This is a genomic window from Roseovarius gaetbuli, from assembly GCF_900172365.1.
GTDB lineage: Bacteria > Pseudomonadota > Alphaproteobacteria > Rhodobacterales > Rhodobacteraceae > Roseovarius > Roseovarius gaetbuli.
Map to the genome: position 1 here is coordinate 24,153 of NZ_FWFJ01000034.1, position 17,489 is coordinate 41,641.

A 17,489-nucleotide genomic window follows, 5' to 3' on the forward strand; every position below is an offset into this window, starting at 1 on the left:
TAAAAAAGGGCCCCGCCATCACCTGGCAGGGCCCCTTTTCTGTTTCCATGCGTCGCGCTTACTCGTCGCGGCTCTCCGGTGTGTCCACCAGATTGTCGAACTCGTCCCCGCCCACAACATCATCCTCGACCACAGGCGCGGCAAGAGCGGCCGCAGCGGCGGCCTCTTCCTGACGGGCCTCGATCACGACGCTGTCACGCGCGGTTGCGATGCGGCGCATCTCTTGGGTGGCGCCACCGGTGCCCGCCGGGATAAGGCGACCCACGATGACGTTCTCCTTGAGACCGACCAGCTTGTCGCGCTTGCCCTGAACCGATGCCTCGGTCAGCACGCGGGTGGTTTCCTGGAACGACGCCGCCGAGATAAAGCTGCGGGTTTGCAGGCTGGCCTTGGTGATCCCGAGAAGGATCGGCTCGCCCTGTGCCGGGCGCCCGCCCTTCGAGATCGCCTTGTCGTTGGCTTCGTCAAACTCGGCCTTGTCGACATGCTCGCCCTTGAGAAGCGTGGTATCGCCGCTGTCCTGGATTTCCCACTTCTGCAACATCTGGCGCACGATGACTTCGATGTGCTTGTCGTTGATCTTCACGCCTTGCAGACGATAGACCTCTTGCACCTCGTCAATCATATAGTTCGCCAGCGCCTCGACACCCATGATCCCGAGGATGTCATGCGGCGCGGGGTTGCCGTCCATGATGTAATCACCCTTCTGGACAAAATCACCTTCCTGAACCGGAATGTGCTTGCCCTTGGGCACCATGTATTCAACGGGCTCCAGCGTCTCGTCGGCCGGCTCGATGGTGATGCGACGCTTGTTCTTGTAGTCGCGACCATAGCGAACATAGCCGTCGATTTCCGCGATGATGGCGTGATCCTTGGGGCGACGTGCCTCAAAGAGTTCGGCCACACGCGGCAGACCACCGGTAATGTCCTTGGTCTTGCCACCTTCGCGCGGGATCCGCGCGATCACGTCACCGGCATGCACCTCCTGGCCTTCTTCGACCGCGAGAATGGCATCGACCGACATCGGATAGGTCACCGGGTTGCCCGCATCGTTGCGCATCGGCTCGCCATCGGCGCCCACGATGAACACCTCGGGCTTAAGCTCGTTGCCCTTGGGGGCCGCGCGCCAGTCGGTCACGATCTTCTGGGTCATGCCGGTGGCATCATCGGTCACGTCACGCACGGCAACGCCGCTGACGAGGTCGACGAATTTCGCAGTACCGGATTTCTCGGCCAGGATCGGCAGGGTATAGGGATCCCATTCGAACAGTTTCTGACCGCGCACAACCTTGCCGCCCTCTTCAACGAACAGACGCGTGCCGTAGCCGACCTTGTGGCTGGCAAGTTCAACGCCCTTGTCGCCGATGATCCGCAACTTCATGTTCCGGCCCATCACGAGGGTTTCACCGTTGGAATTGACCAGCGTCTGAGGCTGATCATAGGTGATCGTGCCCTCTTGGCTCGCTTCAAGGAACGACTGTTGGCCACCCTGTGCAACGCCGCCGATGTGGAACGTCCGCATCGTAAGCTGTGTGCCCGGTTCGCCGATCGACTGTGCCGCGATGATGCCCACGGCCTCGCCGATGTTGACCATCGTACCGCGCGCAAGGTCACGACCATAGCACATGGCGCAAACGCCATCCTCGGCCTCACAGGTCAGCGGCGAGCGCAGACGCACGGTTTGCACCGCGGCCTCTTCAAGCATATCGGCCATACGTTCGTCGATAAGCTGACCGGTGGCGATCAGAACCGCATCGCTGACCGGATTAACGATATCCTCGGCCACGACACGGCCCAGAACACGTTCGGCCAGCGAGGCCACGATCTCACCGTCATTGACAGCCGCTTCAACCGTCACCGCACGCTCGGTTCCGCAATCATGCTGACGCACGATACAGTCTTGCGCGACGTCCACAAGACGACGTGTCAGGTAGCCCGAGTTGGCCGTTTTCAGAGCCGTATCAGACAGACCTTTCCGGGCGCCGTGGGTCGAGTTGAAGTATTCAAGAACGGTCAGACCTTCCTTAAAGTTCGAGATGATCGGTGTCTCGATGATGTCGCCGTTCGGCTTGGCCATCAGGCCGCGCATCCCGCCCAGCTGTTTCATCTGGGTGACCGAGCCACGCGCGCCGGAGTGGGCCATCATGTAGACCGAGTTCGGCTCCATCACGGCGCCGTTTTCGTCTTTACGCTCGGCCGAGATGGTGCCCATCATCGCATCGGTGACCTGATCGTTACACTTCGACCAGGCATCCACGACCTTGTTGTACTTTTCGCCCTGAGTGATCAGACCGTCCATGTACTGTTGCTCGAAACCCTTCACCTGACCACGGGTTTCCTCGACGATGGTCCATTTGGTATCGGGGATCACCATGTCGTCCTTGCCGAAGGAAATCCCTGCCTTGAAGGCCTCGCGGAAGCCGAGTGTCATGATCTGGTCACAGAAGATGACGCTCTCTTTCTGACCGCAATAGCGATAGACGGTGTCGATGACCTGCTGCACTTCTTTCTTGCGCAACAGACGGTTCACAAGGCTGAACGGTGCCTTGGCGTTTTGCGGCAAAAGCGCCCCAAGACGGACCCGGCCCGGCGTGGTTTCCACGCGGATGATCACCTCGTTGCCCTCGGCATCAATCTGCGGCACCCGTGCGGTAACGCGCGAGTGCAGATGCACCTCGCCGGAATCCAGCGCATGCTGAACCTCTTCGATCGACGAGAACACCATGCCCTCGCCCTTCATGCCTTCGCGCATCAGCGTGACATAATAGAGGCCAAGGATCATGTCCTGCGACGGAACGATGATCGGCGCGCCGTTTGCGGGCGACAGAACGTTGTTGGTCGACATCATCAAGACGCGCGCTTCAAGCTGGGCTTCCAGCGAGAGCGGCACGTGAACAGCCATCTGGTCACCGTCAAAGTCGGCGTTGAAGGCGGCACAGACCAGCGGGTGAAGCTGGATCGCCTTGCCCTCGATCAAGACCGGCTCGAACGCCTGAATGCCAAGACGGTGCAGGGTCGGCGCCCGGTTCAGCATCACGGGATGTTCGCGGATCACCTCATCCAGAATATCCCAAACCTCGGGACGTTCCTTTTCAACCAGCTTTTTCGCCTGCTTCACGGTCGAGCTGAGGCCCTTGGCCTCAAGACGCGAATAGATGAACGGCTTGAACAGTTCGAGCGCCATCTTCTTGGGCAGGCCGCATTGATGCAGCTTGAGCTCGGGACCGGTCACAATGACCGAACGACCGGAAAAGTCGACACGCTTGCCCAAAAGGTTCTGGCGGAAACGGCCCTGCTTGCCCTTGAGCATGTCCGACAGCGATTTCAGCGGGCGCTTGTTGGCGCCGGTGATCACGCGGCCACGACGACCGTTATCAAACAGCGCATCGACCGATTCCTGCAACATCCGCTTTTCGTTGCGCACGATGATATCGGGCGCACGCAGCTCGATAAGCCGCTTGAGGCGGTTGTTGCGGTTGATCACGCGACGATAAAGGTCGTTAAGGTCAGAGGTGGCAAAACGGCCCCCATCCAGCGGCACCAACGGGCGAAGCTCTGGCGGGATGACCGGAATGACCGTCATCACCATCCATTCCGGACGGTTGCCGGAATCAAGGAAGGATTCCACGACTTTCAGACGCTTGATGATCTTCTTCGGCTTGAGCTCGCCAGTGGCCTCCTTGAGGTCCGCGCGCAGACGCTCAGCCTCGGCCTCAAGATCGATGTTCTGAAGCATTTCGCGGATCGCCTCAGCGCCGATATTGGCGGTGAAAGCATCCATGCCATAGGCATCCTGAGCATCCATGAACTCTTCTTCGCTCAGCATCTGACCATAGGTGAGGTCGGTCAGGCCAGGCTCGATGACGACATAGTTTTCAAAGTAAAGCACACGCTCAAGATCGCGCAGGGTCATGTCCAGCATGAGACCGATGCGTGACGGCAGCGACTTCAGAAACCAGATGTGGGCGCAGGGCGCGGCCAGCTCGATGTGGCCCATACGCTCGCGGCGGACCTTTTGAAGGGTGACTTCAACGCCGCATTTCTCGCAAACAACGCCGCGATACTTCATCCGCTTGTATTTGCCGCAGAGGCATTCGTAATCCTTGATCGGGCCAAAGATACGCGCACAAAACAGACCATCGCGCTCGGGCTTGAACGTCCGATAGTTGATGGTTTCCGGCTTTTTGATCTCGCCGTATGACCAGCTCAGAATACGCTCGGGGCTGGCAAGGCTGACCTTGATTTCATCGAACACCTTGGTGGGGGCCACCGGGTTGAACGGGTTGTTTGTCAGTTCCTGGTTCATTTTCAAATCCTTGAATTCGGGCAGAGGCCGTGAGGGGGCGCCAAGATTTTTCGCCGAAAAATCTTGGCTTCAAAATTTTCTCAGAAAATTTTGCCCTTACTCTTCGTCCTCCGCATCCAGGAGTTCCATGTTGAGGCCAAGGCCCCGGACCTCTTTGACGAGAACGTTGAACGATTCCGGAATACCGGCCTCGAAATTGTCCTCGCCCTTGACGATGCTCTCATAGACCTTGGTACGGCCTGCCACGTCGTCTGACTTCACAGTCAGCATTTCCTGCAGGGTATAAGCAGCGCCATAAGCTTCCAGAGCCCAGACCTCCATTTCCCCGAAACGCTGGCCACCGAACTGCGCTTTACCGCCCAACGGCTGTTGGGTGACAAGGCTGTAGGGCCCGGTCGAACGCGCGTGGATCTTGTCATCGACCAAGTGATGCAGCTTGAGCAGATACTTGATGCCCACGGTCACCGGACGCGCGAACTGCTCGCCCGATCGGCCGTCAAACAACACTGACTGACCACTTTCGTCAAAGCCCGCGCGTTTCAGCGCATCGTTCACGTCATGCTCTTTGGCGCCGTCAAACACCGGCGTTGCAATCGGCACACCGCGTGTCACGGTACCGGCCGCATCGACCAGGGTCTTTTCGTCCATGTCGGCGATGCCTTCTTCATAGACATCGTCGCCATAGGCAATACGCATCGCTTCGCGCACCGGAGTCATGTCGCCGGAACGGCGATATTCCTGAAGCGATTCATCGATCTTGATACCAAGCGAACGTGCCGCCCAGCCCATGTGACACTCGAGGATCTGACCAACGTTCATCCGGCTGGGAACGCCGAGCGGGTTAAGACAGATATCAACCGTGGTCCCATCGGCAAGGAAGGGCATGTCCTCGATCGGGATCACCTTGGACACAACACCCTTGTTGCCGTGCCGACCGGCCATCTTGTCGCCCGGCTGAAGCTTGCGCTTCACGGCGATGAAGACTTTGACCATTTTCATCACACCCGGCGGAAGATCGTCGCCCCGGCGCACTTTCTCGACCTTGTCCTCGAACCGCGCGTCCAGCGTGCGCTTTTGCGCCTCGTACTGTTCGTGCAGCGCCTCGACGATCTGGGCATCGCCCTCGTCTTTCAGCGCCAGCTGCCACCACTGACCTTTGGTCAGCGTCGCCAGAAGATCCTCGGTGATCTCCGAGTTCGCCTTGACGCCCTTGGGGCCTTTGACGGCAACCTTGCCAAGCACAAGCGTCTTGAGACGGGCATAGATGTTGCGATCCAGGATCGCCAGCTCGTCATCGCGGTCACGCGCCAGACGTTCGACTTCTTCACGCTCGATCTGAAGCGCGCGTTCGTCTTTTTCCACACCATGGCGGTTAAAGACGCGCACTTCGACGACCGTGCCGAAATCGCCCGGTTTGACCCGAAGGCTTGTGTCGCGCACGTCCGAGGCCTTTTCGCCAAAGATCGCCCGCAGCAGCTTTTCTTCCGGTGTCATCGGGCTTTCGCCCTTGGGGGTGATCTTGCCCACAAGGATATCGCCCGGCTCCACATCGGCGCCGATGTAAACGATGCCGGCCTCGTCGAGGTTGCGCAGCGCTTCTTCACCGACATTGGGAATGTCGCGGGTGATTTCTTCCGGCCCAAGCTTGGTGTCACGTGCGGCCACTTCGAATTCTTCGATATGGATCGAGGTGAACACGTCATCGCGCACGATGCGTTCCGAGATCAGGATCGAGTCTTCGTAGTTGTAACCGTTCCACGGCATGAAGGCCGTGATCACGTTCTTGCCAAGCGCCAGCTCGCCCATATCGGTGCAGGGACCATCGGCGATCACTTCGCCCTTGGTCACCAGATCGCCCACCTTCACCAGCGGTTGCTGGTTGATACAGGAGTTCTGGTTCGAGCGCTGGAATTTGCGCATCCGGTAGATATCAACGCCCGGATCCCCGATCTCAAGATCAGAGGTCGCCCGGATCACGATCCGCTGTGCATCGACCTGGTCGATGACACCGCCGCGACGCGCCATGATGGCCGCGCCTGAATCGCGCGCCACGACACCTTCGATACCGGTGCCCACAAGCGGGGCCTCGGCACGCAGGGTCGGAACCGCCTGACGTTGCATGTTCGAGCCCATCAAGGCGCGGTTGGCGTCGTCGTTTTCCAGGAACGGAATAAGCGAGGCGGCAACCGAGACCAGCTGTTTCGGGCTAACGTCGATAAGATCAACGCTTTCGCGCGGCGCGAGCATGTATTCGCCCGATTGACGCGTGCTGACCAGATCGTTGACGAACTTGCCGTCGGCGTCGAGGTTTGCGTTGGCCTGCGCCACGGTGTGACGCATTTCCTCGGTGGCGGACATGTATTGCACGTCATCCGTCACCTGACCGTCAACCACCTTGCGATAAGGCGTTTCGATAAAGCCGTATTTGTTGACCCGCGCAAAGGTGGCGAGGCTGTTGATCAGACCGATGTTCGGGCCTTCCGGCGTTTCAATCGGACACATCCGGCCATAGTGGGTCGGGTGCACGTCGCGCACCTCAAAGCCCGCGCGTTCGCGTGTAAGACCACCCGGCCCAAGCGCCGAAAGACGGCGTTTGTGGGTGACTTCCGAAAGCGGGTTGGTCTGGTCCATGAACTGCGACAGCTGCGAAGAGCCGAAGAATTCACGCACTGCGGCCGCGGCCGGCTTGGCGTTGATAAGATCCTGCGGCATCACCGTGTCGATCTCGACCGACGACATCCGCTCCTTGATCGCGCGTTCCATCCGCAGAAGGCCGACGCGATACTGGTTCTCCATCAATTCGCCAACCGAGCGCACCCGGCGGTTGCCAAGGTGGTCGATGTCGTCGATGTCGCCGCGCCCGTCGCGCAGTTCGACCAGCGCCTTGATGCAGGCCACGATATCGTCGCGGTCCAGCGTGCGCTGTGTGTCGGGCTTGTCGAGGGCAAGACGCATGTTCATCTTGACGCGACCAACGGCCGAAAGGTCATAGCGCTCGGAGTCAAAGAACAGCGTCTCGAAAAGCGCCGCCGATGCCTCTTCGGTGGGCGGCTCGCCCGGACGCATCACGCGATAGATATCCATGAGCGCGCTGCCGCGGTTCATGTTCTTGTCCGCCGCCATGGTGTTGCGGATGTAGGGGCCAACGTTGATGTTGTCGATATCCAGCACCGGGATATCGGTCACGCCCGCATCCAGCAGCTCTTGCAGGCTGCCGCCGGTCACGTTGCCTTCTTTGTCGAACTCAAGCGTCAGCTCGTCGCCCGCCTCGACATAGATCGCGCCGGTTTCTTCGTTGATGATGTCACGCGCCACGAACTTGCCGACGATATGGTCAAACGGCACCAAAAGATCGGTCACATTGCCTTCGTCGATCAGTTTCTTGACCGCGCGCGGGGTGATTTTCTTGTTCGCCTCGGCGATCACTTCACCGGTCTTGGCATCGACAAGATCATAGGTCGGACGGGTGCCGCGCACGCGCTCGGGGAAGAACTTGGTGACCCAGCCCGTTTTCTTCTTCAGCTTGAAATTAACCGTATCGTAATACGCATCCATGATCGCCTCTTGGTCGAGACCAAGCGCGTAAAGAAGCGTCGTCACCGGCAGTTTGCGGCGACGGTCGATGCGCGAAAAGACGATATCCTTGGCGTCGAATTCAAAGTCGAGCCAGGAGCCGCGATAGGGGATGATCCGGCAGGTGAAGAGCAATTTGCCCGACGAATGGGTCTTGCCCTTGTCATGGTCAAAGAACACGCCCGGGCTGCGGTGCATCTGGGAGACGATCACGCGCTCGGTGCCGTTCACGACAAAGGTGCCGTTCGGCGTCATCAGGGGCATATCGCCCATGAATACGTCTTGTTCCTTGATATCCTTGACGGATTTCGCGCCGGTATCTTCGTCGACATCAAACACGATCAGCCGCAGCTTGACCTTCAGCGGGGCGCTGTAGGTCATGTCACGCTGCATGCATTCCTCAACGTCATATTTCGGCTTTTCAAGATCGTAGCTTACGAATTCCAGCACGCTGGTTTCGTTGAAGTCCTTGATCGGGAATACCGATTGGAAAACGCCTTTAATCCCCTCGCCGTCCATCGGCTGGGGCTCATCGCCTGATTTCAAAAACAGATCATACGAGGATTTCTGAACCTCAATGAGGTTCGGCATTTCAAGCACTTCACGGATCTTGCCGTAATATTTGCGCAAACGTTTCTGGCCGAGGTAGGTCTGAGCCATGGTCGAAGTCACCTTTCATTTCTCACCGGTCGCGCGCGCTGTCGGGCTCCAGCGCCGCGGCCATACGAGAGGGCCTGGTTTGATCCATTCACGGCCATCGTCCCAAATACGGCCTCCCGATCATATAAACCGTGCCTTAGAAAAGCCCCGAGCATCGCAGGGCCTCTCTGAGACAGGTTTGGCCGGGCCCGGAAACCCGGACCCAGCCTTTATAACGCTCCGGGTTGCCCCGGCGAAGATTACTTCAGTTCGACTTCGGCGCCAGCTGCTTCCAGCTTGCCCTTGATCTCTTCTGCTTCGTCTTTCGAGACTTGCTCTTTCACGGCTTTGCCGCCTGCTTCCACCAGATCTTTGGCTTCTTTCAGACCAAGACCAGTGATCGCGCGAACCTCTTTGATGACGTTGATCTTCGACGCACCGGCCGATTTCAGGATCACGTCAAATTCGGTTTGCTCTTCAGCAGCAGCACCAGCGTCGCCAGCCGGGCCAGCCATCATGACCGCGCCACCGGCGGCGGGCTCGATGCCATACTCGTCTTTGAGGATGGTTTTCAGTTCTTGTGCTTCGAGAAGCGTCAGACCAACGATCTCTTCTGCAAGTTTTTTCAGATCAGCCATTTGTGACTCTTTCCGTTTTTCTAGATGTGTTCCAACGTTGGGTAATCAACCCCCTACGCGGATAATACAGTTACCTTACGCGGCTTCGGCCTTCTCTTCGATGGTCGAAAGAATGCCCGCGATATTCGAAGCAGGTGCGCCAATGGCCCCCGCGATGTTCGAAGCAGGTGCGCCGATCATGCCAACGATTGTCGCGATAAGTTCATCGCGCGACGGCAGTTTCGACGTGGCTTCAACACCAGCACGGTCCAGAGCGGTCTCGCCCATTGCCCCGCCAAGGATCTCAAACTTTTTGTTATCTTTGGCGAAGTCCTCGGCCACCTTGGCTGCTGCCACGGGGTCCTCGGAATAGGTAAGAACGGTCATACCCGAGAGGTAATCAGCAATGCTTTCGCACGGCTTGCCCTCAAGGGCGATTTTGGCGAGCCTGTTCTTGGCTACACGAACTGATGCCTCTGCCGCACGGGCGCGGGCACGCAGATCCTGCATTTCGGCAACTGTAAGACCCGTGTAGTGGGCAACCACTACAACGCCAGAGCTTTCAAAGATCTGGCCGAGTTCCTCGACCACTTTCTCTTTCTGGGCTCTATCCACAGTTTCACTCCAAATTTGGGGGTCTCCCCCCGGCTCATTTTTGCCACCCCGAGGGGCAGCGTTCGGGTCCAATTTCAGGGTCCCGAGGCCAAAATCACCCGAAGGCGGCTGCCCTCGTTTGAAATCTTATCTCGTTCCCCATCTCAGGAAGGAATTATGAACCGCGGCTGCGGCAACCCTCCGTCTCGGACAGGACAGGGCCAAGGTAAGGCCCTGCCATTCGCCCCCGGATCAGTGACCCGGGTGCAAATTCTTATTCGACAACCGCGCTGGTAACGTCGATCGACACACCGGCGCCCATGGTCGAAGAAATCGAGATCTTCTTCACATAGGTGCCTTTGGCGCCGGCCGGACGGGCCTTTTGCACGGCGACAACAAACGCGCGGACGTTCTCGGCAAGCTTGCCTGCGTCAAACGAGGCCTTGCCAATACCGGCATGCACAACACCGGCTTTTTCGGCCTTGAACTGCACTTCGCCGCCTTTGGCGTTCTTGACGGCCTGCGCCACATCCATGGTGACCGTGCCCACTTTGGGGTTCGGCATCAGGTTGCGCGGACCAAGCACCTTACCAAGACGACCGACGACGGGCATCATGTCGGGGGTGGCGATGCAGCGGTCAAAGTCGATCTTGCCGCTTTGCACGATTTCCATCAGGTCTTCTGCGCCAACGATGTCGGCACCGGCGGCCTGCGCCTCTTCGGCCTTGGGGCCACGGGCGAACACGGCGACGCGAACGTCTTTGCCGGTGCCATTGGGTAGACCGACAACACCGCGAACCATCTGGTCAGCGTGACGCGGATCAACACCAAGGTTCATCGAAATCTCAACAGTTTCGTCGAATTTCGCAGTGGCATTGCCTTTGACAAGAGCGATGGCGTCTTCAACGCTCAGGTTTTCCTGGCCAGCGAAAGCTTCACGAACGGCGCGGGTACGTTTTCCAAGTTTTGCCATCTTACTTCACCTCGATGCCCATGGAACGTGCAGAGCCGAGGATGATTTTCATCGCCGCTTCGACGTCGTTTGCGTTCAGGTCTTTCCACTTCGCTTCAGCGATTTCCTTGACCTGCTTGGTCGAGACATAACCAGCTGTGGTGCGGCCGGGGGTTTTGGACCCCGAAGGCAGCTTGGCAGCTTTTTTCAGATAGTAGGACGCGGGCGGCGTCTTGATGTCCATCTCGAACGATTTGTCCTGATAGTAGGAAATCACTGTCGGACAGGGGGCACCGGGCTCAAGGTCTGCGGTCTTGGCGTTGAACGCCTTGCAGAATTCCATGATGTTGATGCCGCGCTGACCGAGCGCGGGGCCCACGGGCGGGCTGGGGTTAGCTTGCCCGGCTTTCACCTGCAGCTTCATCTTACCAACGAGTTTCTTGGCCATCTGGCCTCTCCTTTGTTTCCAACACCGTCAGGGCGCGCCCCTCGGGTTCTTCGTTGTGTGGTCTGGTCCGGATGCCGCGGCACCCTCGCCTCCCACGTCTCACAAGATCAGGACTGTTTCGTGACCTGTGTGAATTCCAGTTCGACCGGGGTTTCCCGGCCAAAGATCGACACCGACACCTTGAGGCGCTGGTTGTCTTCATCGACTTCCTCGACCATGCCGTCGAAGTCCTCGAACGGGCCGTCGTTGACCTTGACCTTCTCGCCGATCTCAAAGTGGATCAGGGTGCGCGGGCTGTCTTCGCCCTCTTGCACGCGGTTGAGGATCGCGTTCACCTCGGCATCGCGCATCGGCATCGGGCGCCCCTGCGGGCCAAGGAAACCGGTCACGCGGTTGATCGAGTTGATCAGGTGATAGCCGCGGTCAGACATTTCCATGCGCACAAGAACGTAACCCGGCATAAAGCGACGCTCGGCGGTCACTTTCTTGCCACGGCGGATCTCGATCACCTCTTCGGTGGGCACAAGAACTTCTTCGATCTCATCCTCAAGACCATTCTCGATGACAGATAGTCTGATCTGCTCGGCGATCTTCTTTTCGAAATTCGAAAGAACACTGACCGAGTACCACCGCTTTGCCATCTTCGACCTATGCCTTTTATTCTGACCGGCATTTCGCCGGAAGTCCGTATTCTTTCAGGCGCTTGACCTGCACTTTCCGGAACAAAAATCGGCGCGCAACCCGAATCGCCGCGCGCCATCTCCAGAAGTGTGCCGTCAACTACCTTTGATTGTCCGTAATTTCAAGGGTCCGTCCGCGATTTTATGCCGACCTAGCCAAACATGTTCAGCACGGCCTGCAGACCACCACGGATGGTCAGATCAACCAGCGCAAAAAAGATCGCCGTGAGCGTTGCCATGATAAACACCATGACCGTGGTCAACACGACCTCTCGGCGGGTGGGCCAAACCACCTTGGTCACTTCCGAGCGGACCTGCTGAATAAACTGAAGCGGATTCGTGCGTGCCATCTGCGCTGTCTTCTCTGATATACCTGTTAGGCGCGACATACGCGGGCTGGCGCATGAATTCAAGGGCAGAAGGGCCATTGCCCCCCTGCCCTTTGCACAGGTCTGCAAGATGAGGGCCTACTGCGGTTCGAGGCTGATCCGCTCGAACGGGTCAGGGCGGTGCTCGAACGGGTCCGGCTCGACCTCGCGGCGCAGGGTCAGCGGCGGCCAGTCACGCGGCATCGCCCAGGAATCAGGAAGCACCGCAAGCGCCTTGGCACGCAGGTCTTTCATCCCCTCGATCCCAAAGACTGCGGCGCCAAGCACCACCAGCCAAAACCCGACAAAGAGTGTTGCCAGCACAAACGTCGGCCAAACCATCACCACGCCAAAGGGCAAGACCCAGAGGGCATGGCGCGGCTTGATCCGTGTCGCCTTGAGTCGGGCCATCGGATCGCCGGACTTGAACATCCCACCAAGCTTGAAAGTCTTGGTTAATTTCCCCGCCGCCTTTTTGGCTTTTTGGGGGCCACGTTTCGGGCGCGCCACAAGATGCGAGGCCAAGGCCCCAGGTGCCAGATCAGGCAGGCTCCGGCGGCTTGTGGTGCGGCGTTCTTCAGTCAGGATGTCGCGGATCGTCGCCATGGCATTTTCGACCGCCTCATCCGTAGACGAAGCATCAGCAGGCGCATGGCCTTCAAGTTCGGATTCAACATGCGGTAAATACGATTGCGGGTTAACGCCGCGCGGCGATTGCGCTGTCATAGCAACTACTCTCTCACTCTCCCACGCCCCCACGCGGACCGACCGTACTTTCCCCAGAAAGACCACGAGTCGATTAAAGGTGAAGATGCGGCACGAATGGGGCAAAAAAATGGCAGGGCTGCGGCAGAACCGGGGTAGAACAATTTTTATCACTTTTTTGTTAAAATTTTCCGGATCGGCGCGGCCCCTCGCGGCACCGACCCGTTCTGACGTTAGCTATAGGATGTATCGCCAAGCTCCGGGCACGTCAGCGGCTGAAAATACAGATCCATCTGCCAGAAACAGCGATCACCGGGCCGCCAGAGCGGATCAGACATATCGACAACGCCAAAGCCCTTGTCGCGCATAAAGGCGACCATCTGGTCAAACAGCAAAGCCTCCGGCGCGATCTTGAAGTTGTAAACTTCGATACTCACCAACGCTGCATTGGCAAGCACCTCGCTCGCGCCTTCGAGAATCGGCAACTCATACCCGTGGGTATCAAGCTTCAAAAGGTATGGCCCGCGCGCATCCGGCCCGATTGCATCGTCAAGGCGCATCGCGTCCACCTCGATCGCGGTCGCCCCCTCGCCGGGGTCGGCCTTGCCGCCAAACGGATCATCGGCGTTGAAACGCACCCTGCCACTCTTGTCACTGGCCGCAGCCAAAACAAAGCGGGTCTTGGGATGCGCCGCGCAAAAGACCTCAAGCGCGGGCTTATGATACGGGTTGGCCTCAACCAAAAGATAATCGGCCCCCGGAAAGTAATCCATTGTCTGCTTGGACCAGCGCCCGTCGGACGCGCCCACGTCAATCACCGTGCCAATCGAAAGGCCACGCGCCGACACCCGGCGCATCGCCGCGCGCATGTGGCTTCGTTTACCTTCGTGAACCCGACGCCTGAGAGATGCGGGAATGGCCCGTTTCAACAATTTCTTCATCCGCTCAAACCCTTAATATTCTGCCCGCGCGACCCTAAAAGCTTGACGCAAAGGCAACAACCACTTTGTGCCCGGCGCTCGCTTGCCCGGCAAGCCCCTGAAATACAGGGGAACCACCCCCGCATGGCGGGTGGATCGGTCTTGGTTGTCTGGTGGAAATGGCAGGGGCACAGGGACTCGAACCCGGGACCTACGGTTTTGGAGACCGTCGCTCTACCAACTGAGCTATACCCCTATCACTGCGCCGGGTTAAGCCACCTTTGAACGGGAATCAAGCGCTGTTGGCCTATTTCCCCGCGCTAAATCAGAAATTTTTCCACGCCCCTGCAACGCGGGTTGCCGCTCAGGCCGCCGGGCGCACGGAAAAGCGCGGGCTTTGCACCACGCCACGGTCGAAAAGCTGGCTGATTTCGGTATCACTCAGCCCGACAACATCGCCAAGCACCTCTTCGGTCTGCGCCCCAAGGGCCGGGGCGGCCTGCGGGTCTTGCCGGGCATGCGCCGAAAAACGGGCCGGGTGGCCCGGCAACTCAAAGCGGCCAAGGCCGGGTTGTGTCAGCGTGCGAAACATCGGGTTGTCCTCGCTCAGGTCCGCGTCCTGCGCAAGCGCCTCGCGCACCGTGCGAAACACCGACCACGTCAGACCGCCCCGGTCGAATTCCGCCGCGAAATCCGCCACCCTGCGCGCCGCAAACCACGGCCGCAGGATATCGGTGATCTCGTGGCGCAGCTCCCACCGCACGCCCTCATCGTTCAAATCGCGCCCCTTTGCCTTGGCCAGCGCCTGCATCTGCGCGCCGGTGCCAGTGACCTTGAGCAACCCCTTCCGCTGCCGCCGCGTCAGACCGATGACCATCACGCGCGTGCCGCAGGCACAGGTGAAATCCTGCCCATAGGCGCCATAAAGCGCATTGCCCGATTTGCCGATCCGGTCAAAGCGGATCACCTCGGCGCCCATCTGCGCCAATGTCATCCCCGCCAACGGCACCGCCACAAAGGCCGAACCCTCGACGACGCGCATCCCCTTGAGAATACCGCTCATAGCGTGCCCTCCCATTGGGCAGTGGCCTGCATGCATTGATGCCCGCCCTGCCCGGTCACAAGCGACAGCGCGCCACACTCGTCCTCGGTTGCCATGATGTCGACCACGGGGCTTTCGCCAGGGGTCAAAAGCATCGGATGCACGCCGCGAAAATCGAAATAACTCGGTCTCTGGCCGCGCGCCCGGCACGCCGCCTGCATCAACCATGTGGCCTGAAGCGGGCCATGCACCACAAGGCCGGGATACTGCTCGACGTCCTGCGCATAAGGCAGATCATAGTGAATGCGATGCGCGTTGAAGGTCAGCGCCGAATAGCGAAACAACAATGCCTCAGAGGCAGTTTTCTGCTCCCCGAGGGTCGGCGCGCCCGGCATCGGCTTGGCACGCGGCGGGCAAAAGGTATCGGGGATGTCGAGGTAAACGATATCCTGCACCTCTTCCACCGCAAGCCCGCGCTCGCCGAAAATCTGATGCCCGACCGAGACCACAACCATTGGCCCGGTGCCGCCTGTCTTTTCGGTGACGCGGCGGATAGACGAGCGACGCTTGATCACCTCGCCCACCCGCAACGGCGTGGCAAAGCGCAGGCTGCCACTGGCCCACATGCGGCGCCGAAGCTGCACCGGAGGCAGGAAATCCCCCAACATCGGATGACCATCGCGCGCCAGTTCGGTCAGCGGCACAGTCGGTGCAAAGGCGCACCAGTGCCAGAGCGGCGGCAAGACCGCGCCCGTTTCGGGCGGCGCCCTGTGGGGCTCTCCAAGGGTGGCATGGATCTGCGCCGCCTGCTCGCGGGAAATACAGCCTTGCTGCGTTTCGGTGCGGCCTTCCCAGCCTGCTACATTAAGCTTGTCCATGTCTCGCCTCCCTGCGTGATCAAACAAGCCTGCCGGAAGCGAGAAAAAAGTCCATATTTCAATACCTTAGATGAATACCGATGTATGCAATGCCTACTGTGCAAATGCAGAAACCCCGCCCCGGCCTTGATTTCTCACGGGAAACCCGCTGCCTTGACGGGCCTTGGCGTCGCGATGTGCTGCGAATGAAAACGGGTTTCCACGAAACGGAAAGGCGCGGCAGATTGCCCCATTATGCGGTCAGCCGGGTCGCACAGCGGCACCTTCAACGAAAATGGGGCCGCCGTCCCGGCAGCCCCAACCGGCGTTCCGTGAGCATGGGTCAGCCTAGATCAAGGAGAGCGCCATCATCACAAGACCGACAAATCCGATCGCAAACACAACCGAGCGCACCATCGGCAGCCCGCTCACGTAGATCGCCACATAGACGAGCCGCGAGAGCACGAATATCTCGGCTCCAAGAGACGCCTGCGCCACATCAGCGCCCGGCACGAGTATCGCCAAAAAACCAAGGCCAAGAAACGCCGGCATATGCTCTTGAAAATTACCGGCCGCCCTGAGGGCCCGCGCGCGCCACACACCGGGTTCCGGCAGGCTGTCGCGCGGGCCGGTGTAGGCGCGCATGCCGATCTGCGCGAACAAGATCATTGCGGGCAAATAGACCGTAAAGAGATAGGCGCCAAGGCCTGCCAGTATCCAGAAAACCATCTTCCATTCCTTTTGCTGTGACGTCTCCTGAGGTAAAAGCCAAAGGGAATACTCTCAATTCCCTTGCAAGGAATATTCGCCATGCAATCCGGCCTTTCTTTCGGCAGCGCCCTCAAGACCCTGCGCCGCACCCTCGGGATCAGCCAACTTGCGCTTGCCGCGCAACTCTCAAGCACACAGCGCCACCTTTCGTTTCTGGAAACCGGCCGCTCAAAGCCCACGGTCGGGTTTTTGCGCCGCCTGTGTTCAGAACTGAACCTGAGCGCGGCGCAGCGCAGTGCCTTGTTCGAGGCGTCCGGGCTGCGCAATCCCTATTCGCAACGCTCGCTCTCTTCGACCGAGATCACCGAGGCGCTCGACATGATCGAGCGGCGAATCCTGCAAAACTGGCCCTTTCCCGCCTTTGCGCTTGATCGCGACTGGACGGTTCTTCGGATGAACCCGCGTGCGGCACGCCTGTTCGCCAGTTTCGGCTTTGATGTCTCGAATGCCGCGCCAAGCCTGTTGACCGTGATCCTGTCCCCGGCGTTCCGGGCGCGCATTCACAATTGGCAGGAGGCAAGCCTTGGCCTCTATTTCCGCCTGCAAAGCGCGGCCGGGCGTGACCCGGCGATTGCTGCTGCGTTTGCCAGGGCGCGGCAGGAGGGGATATTCGACCACATCCCCGCTCTGATCACCGGGCAGCATCAGGCGCCGGTGTTCACGGCCCTCGAAATCGGCCCGTCGGCCGGCCCGATGTTGCGAATGACGCCCTTCGTGGGTCAGCTCGCCACGCTTCAGGACGTGCGCCTCGATGGGCTTGAAATCGAATTCATGGTCCCGCTCGACGATGCCAGCGAGGATTTCCTGGCAGATTTACAATGAAAAAGGGCGCCATCACCGGCGCCCTCTCTGACTGCGTAGGGTGGGTGAAACCCACGCTCTGCGAGATCACTCGATGATTTTGGAGACGACGCCGGCGCCGACGGTACGGCCGCCTTCGCGGATGGCGAAGCGGAGGCCGTCTTCCATGGCGATCGGGGCGATCAGTTCGACGGTGAACTTCAGGTTGTCACCGGG

15 protein-coding genes and 1 tRNA gene are annotated in these 17,489 nt (G+C 59.4%); 1 reads left to right on the top strand and 15 read right to left on the bottom strand.

Features of this window, described 5'->3' with window-relative positions:
- Window positions 1-58 precede the first annotated feature (58 nt).
- From rpoC to ROG8370_RS14675, 14 genes are all read right to left on the bottom strand, one after another.
- Complete coding sequence (rpoC, locus tag ROG8370_RS14610) at window positions 59-4,306, bottom strand: DNA-directed RNA polymerase subunit beta' (RefSeq protein WP_085827918.1); 4,248 nt, start codon at window positions 4,304-4,306, stop codon at window positions 59-61.
- Window positions 4,307-4,402: 96 nt separating this feature from the next.
- A complete protein-coding gene (gene rpoB, locus ROG8370_RS14615; protein WP_085827919.1) occupies window positions 4,403-8,539 on the bottom strand; it encodes a DNA-directed RNA polymerase subunit beta in 4,137 nt (1,378 codons plus the stop codon).
- 239 nt (window positions 8,540-8,778) lie between these two features.
- Window positions 8,779-9,156, bottom strand: a complete 378-nt coding sequence (gene rplL / locus ROG8370_RS14620; RefSeq protein ID WP_073199773.1) for a 50S ribosomal protein L7/L12 — start codon at window positions 9,154-9,156, stop codon at window positions 8,779-8,781.
- A gap of 75 nt (window positions 9,157-9,231) precedes the next feature.
- Window positions 9,232-9,750, bottom strand: coding sequence for a 50S ribosomal protein L10 (gene rplJ / locus ROG8370_RS14625; protein ID WP_085827920.1), 519 nt, complete (start codon window positions 9,748-9,750; stop codon window positions 9,232-9,234).
- A gap of 253 nt (window positions 9,751-10,003) precedes the next feature.
- Window positions 10,004-10,702 (bottom strand): 50S ribosomal protein L1, encoded by a 699-nt coding sequence (rplA, locus tag ROG8370_RS14630; RefSeq protein ID WP_085827921.1) that lies wholly within the window; start codon window positions 10,700-10,702, stop codon window positions 10,004-10,006.
- A 1-nt stretch (window position 10,703) separates the two neighbouring features.
- The gene (rplK, locus tag ROG8370_RS14635) at window positions 10,704-11,129 is read right to left on the bottom strand and encodes a 50S ribosomal protein L11 (RefSeq protein ID WP_085827922.1); all 426 of its coding nucleotides are present in this window, start codon (window positions 11,127-11,129) and stop codon (window positions 10,704-10,706) included.
- Window positions 11,130-11,236: 107 nt separating this feature from the next.
- A complete protein-coding gene (gene nusG, locus ROG8370_RS14640) occupies window positions 11,237-11,770 on the bottom strand; it encodes a transcription termination/antitermination protein NusG (protein WP_073199766.1) in 534 nt (177 codons plus the stop codon).
- Window positions 11,771-11,961: 191 nt separating this feature from the next.
- Window positions 11,962-12,159: a preprotein translocase subunit SecE gene (secE, locus tag ROG8370_RS14645; protein ID WP_085827923.1), complete on the bottom strand. Its 198-nt coding sequence runs from the start codon at window positions 12,157-12,159 to the stop codon at window positions 11,962-11,964.
- Window positions 12,160-12,276: 117 nt separating this feature from the next.
- Window positions 12,277-12,903: a hypothetical protein gene (locus ROG8370_RS14650; RefSeq protein ID WP_085827924.1), complete on the bottom strand. Its 627-nt coding sequence runs from the start codon at window positions 12,901-12,903 to the stop codon at window positions 12,277-12,279.
- A 212-nt stretch (window positions 12,904-13,115) separates the two neighbouring features.
- A complete protein-coding gene (locus ROG8370_RS14655) occupies window positions 13,116-13,823 on the bottom strand; it encodes an FkbM family methyltransferase (RefSeq protein WP_085827925.1) in 708 nt (235 codons plus the stop codon).
- 159 nt (window positions 13,824-13,982) lie between these two features.
- Window positions 13,983-14,058: transfer RNA gene (locus ROG8370_RS14660), tRNA-Trp, on the bottom strand.
- Window positions 14,059-14,166: 108 nt separating this feature from the next.
- Window positions 14,167-14,865 carry a CoA transferase gene (locus ROG8370_RS14665; RefSeq protein WP_085827926.1) on the bottom strand — a complete coding sequence of 233 codons (699 nt, stop codon included), beginning with the start codon at window positions 14,863-14,865 and terminating at the stop codon, window positions 14,167-14,169.
- Window positions 14,862-15,722 (bottom strand): HTD2 family dehydratase, encoded by an 861-nt coding sequence (locus ROG8370_RS14670; RefSeq protein WP_085827927.1) that lies wholly within the window; start codon window positions 15,720-15,722, stop codon window positions 14,862-14,864. The genes ROG8370_RS14665 and ROG8370_RS14670 overlap by 4 nt, the downstream gene beginning before the upstream one ends.
- A gap of 327 nt (window positions 15,723-16,049) precedes the next feature.
- Entirely contained in the window at window positions 16,050-16,430 is a 381-nt protein-coding gene (locus tag ROG8370_RS14675; RefSeq protein WP_085827928.1) for an MAPEG family protein, read from the bottom strand.
- Window positions 16,431-16,511: 81 nt separating this feature from the next.
- On the opposite strand from ROG8370_RS14675, the gene ROG8370_RS14680 reads away from it, so the two are divergent.
- Window positions 16,512-17,294, top strand: coding sequence for a helix-turn-helix domain-containing protein (locus ROG8370_RS14680; RefSeq protein WP_085827929.1), 783 nt, complete (start codon window positions 16,512-16,514; stop codon window positions 17,292-17,294).
- A 66-nt stretch (window positions 17,295-17,360) separates the two neighbouring features.
- Here the strand turns inward: ROG8370_RS14680 and ROG8370_RS14685 are convergent.
- A partial coding sequence (locus tag ROG8370_RS14685) for an EF-Tu C-terminal domain-related protein (RefSeq protein WP_503128342.1) occupies window positions 17,361-17,489 on the bottom strand: 129 nt, incomplete at its 5' end.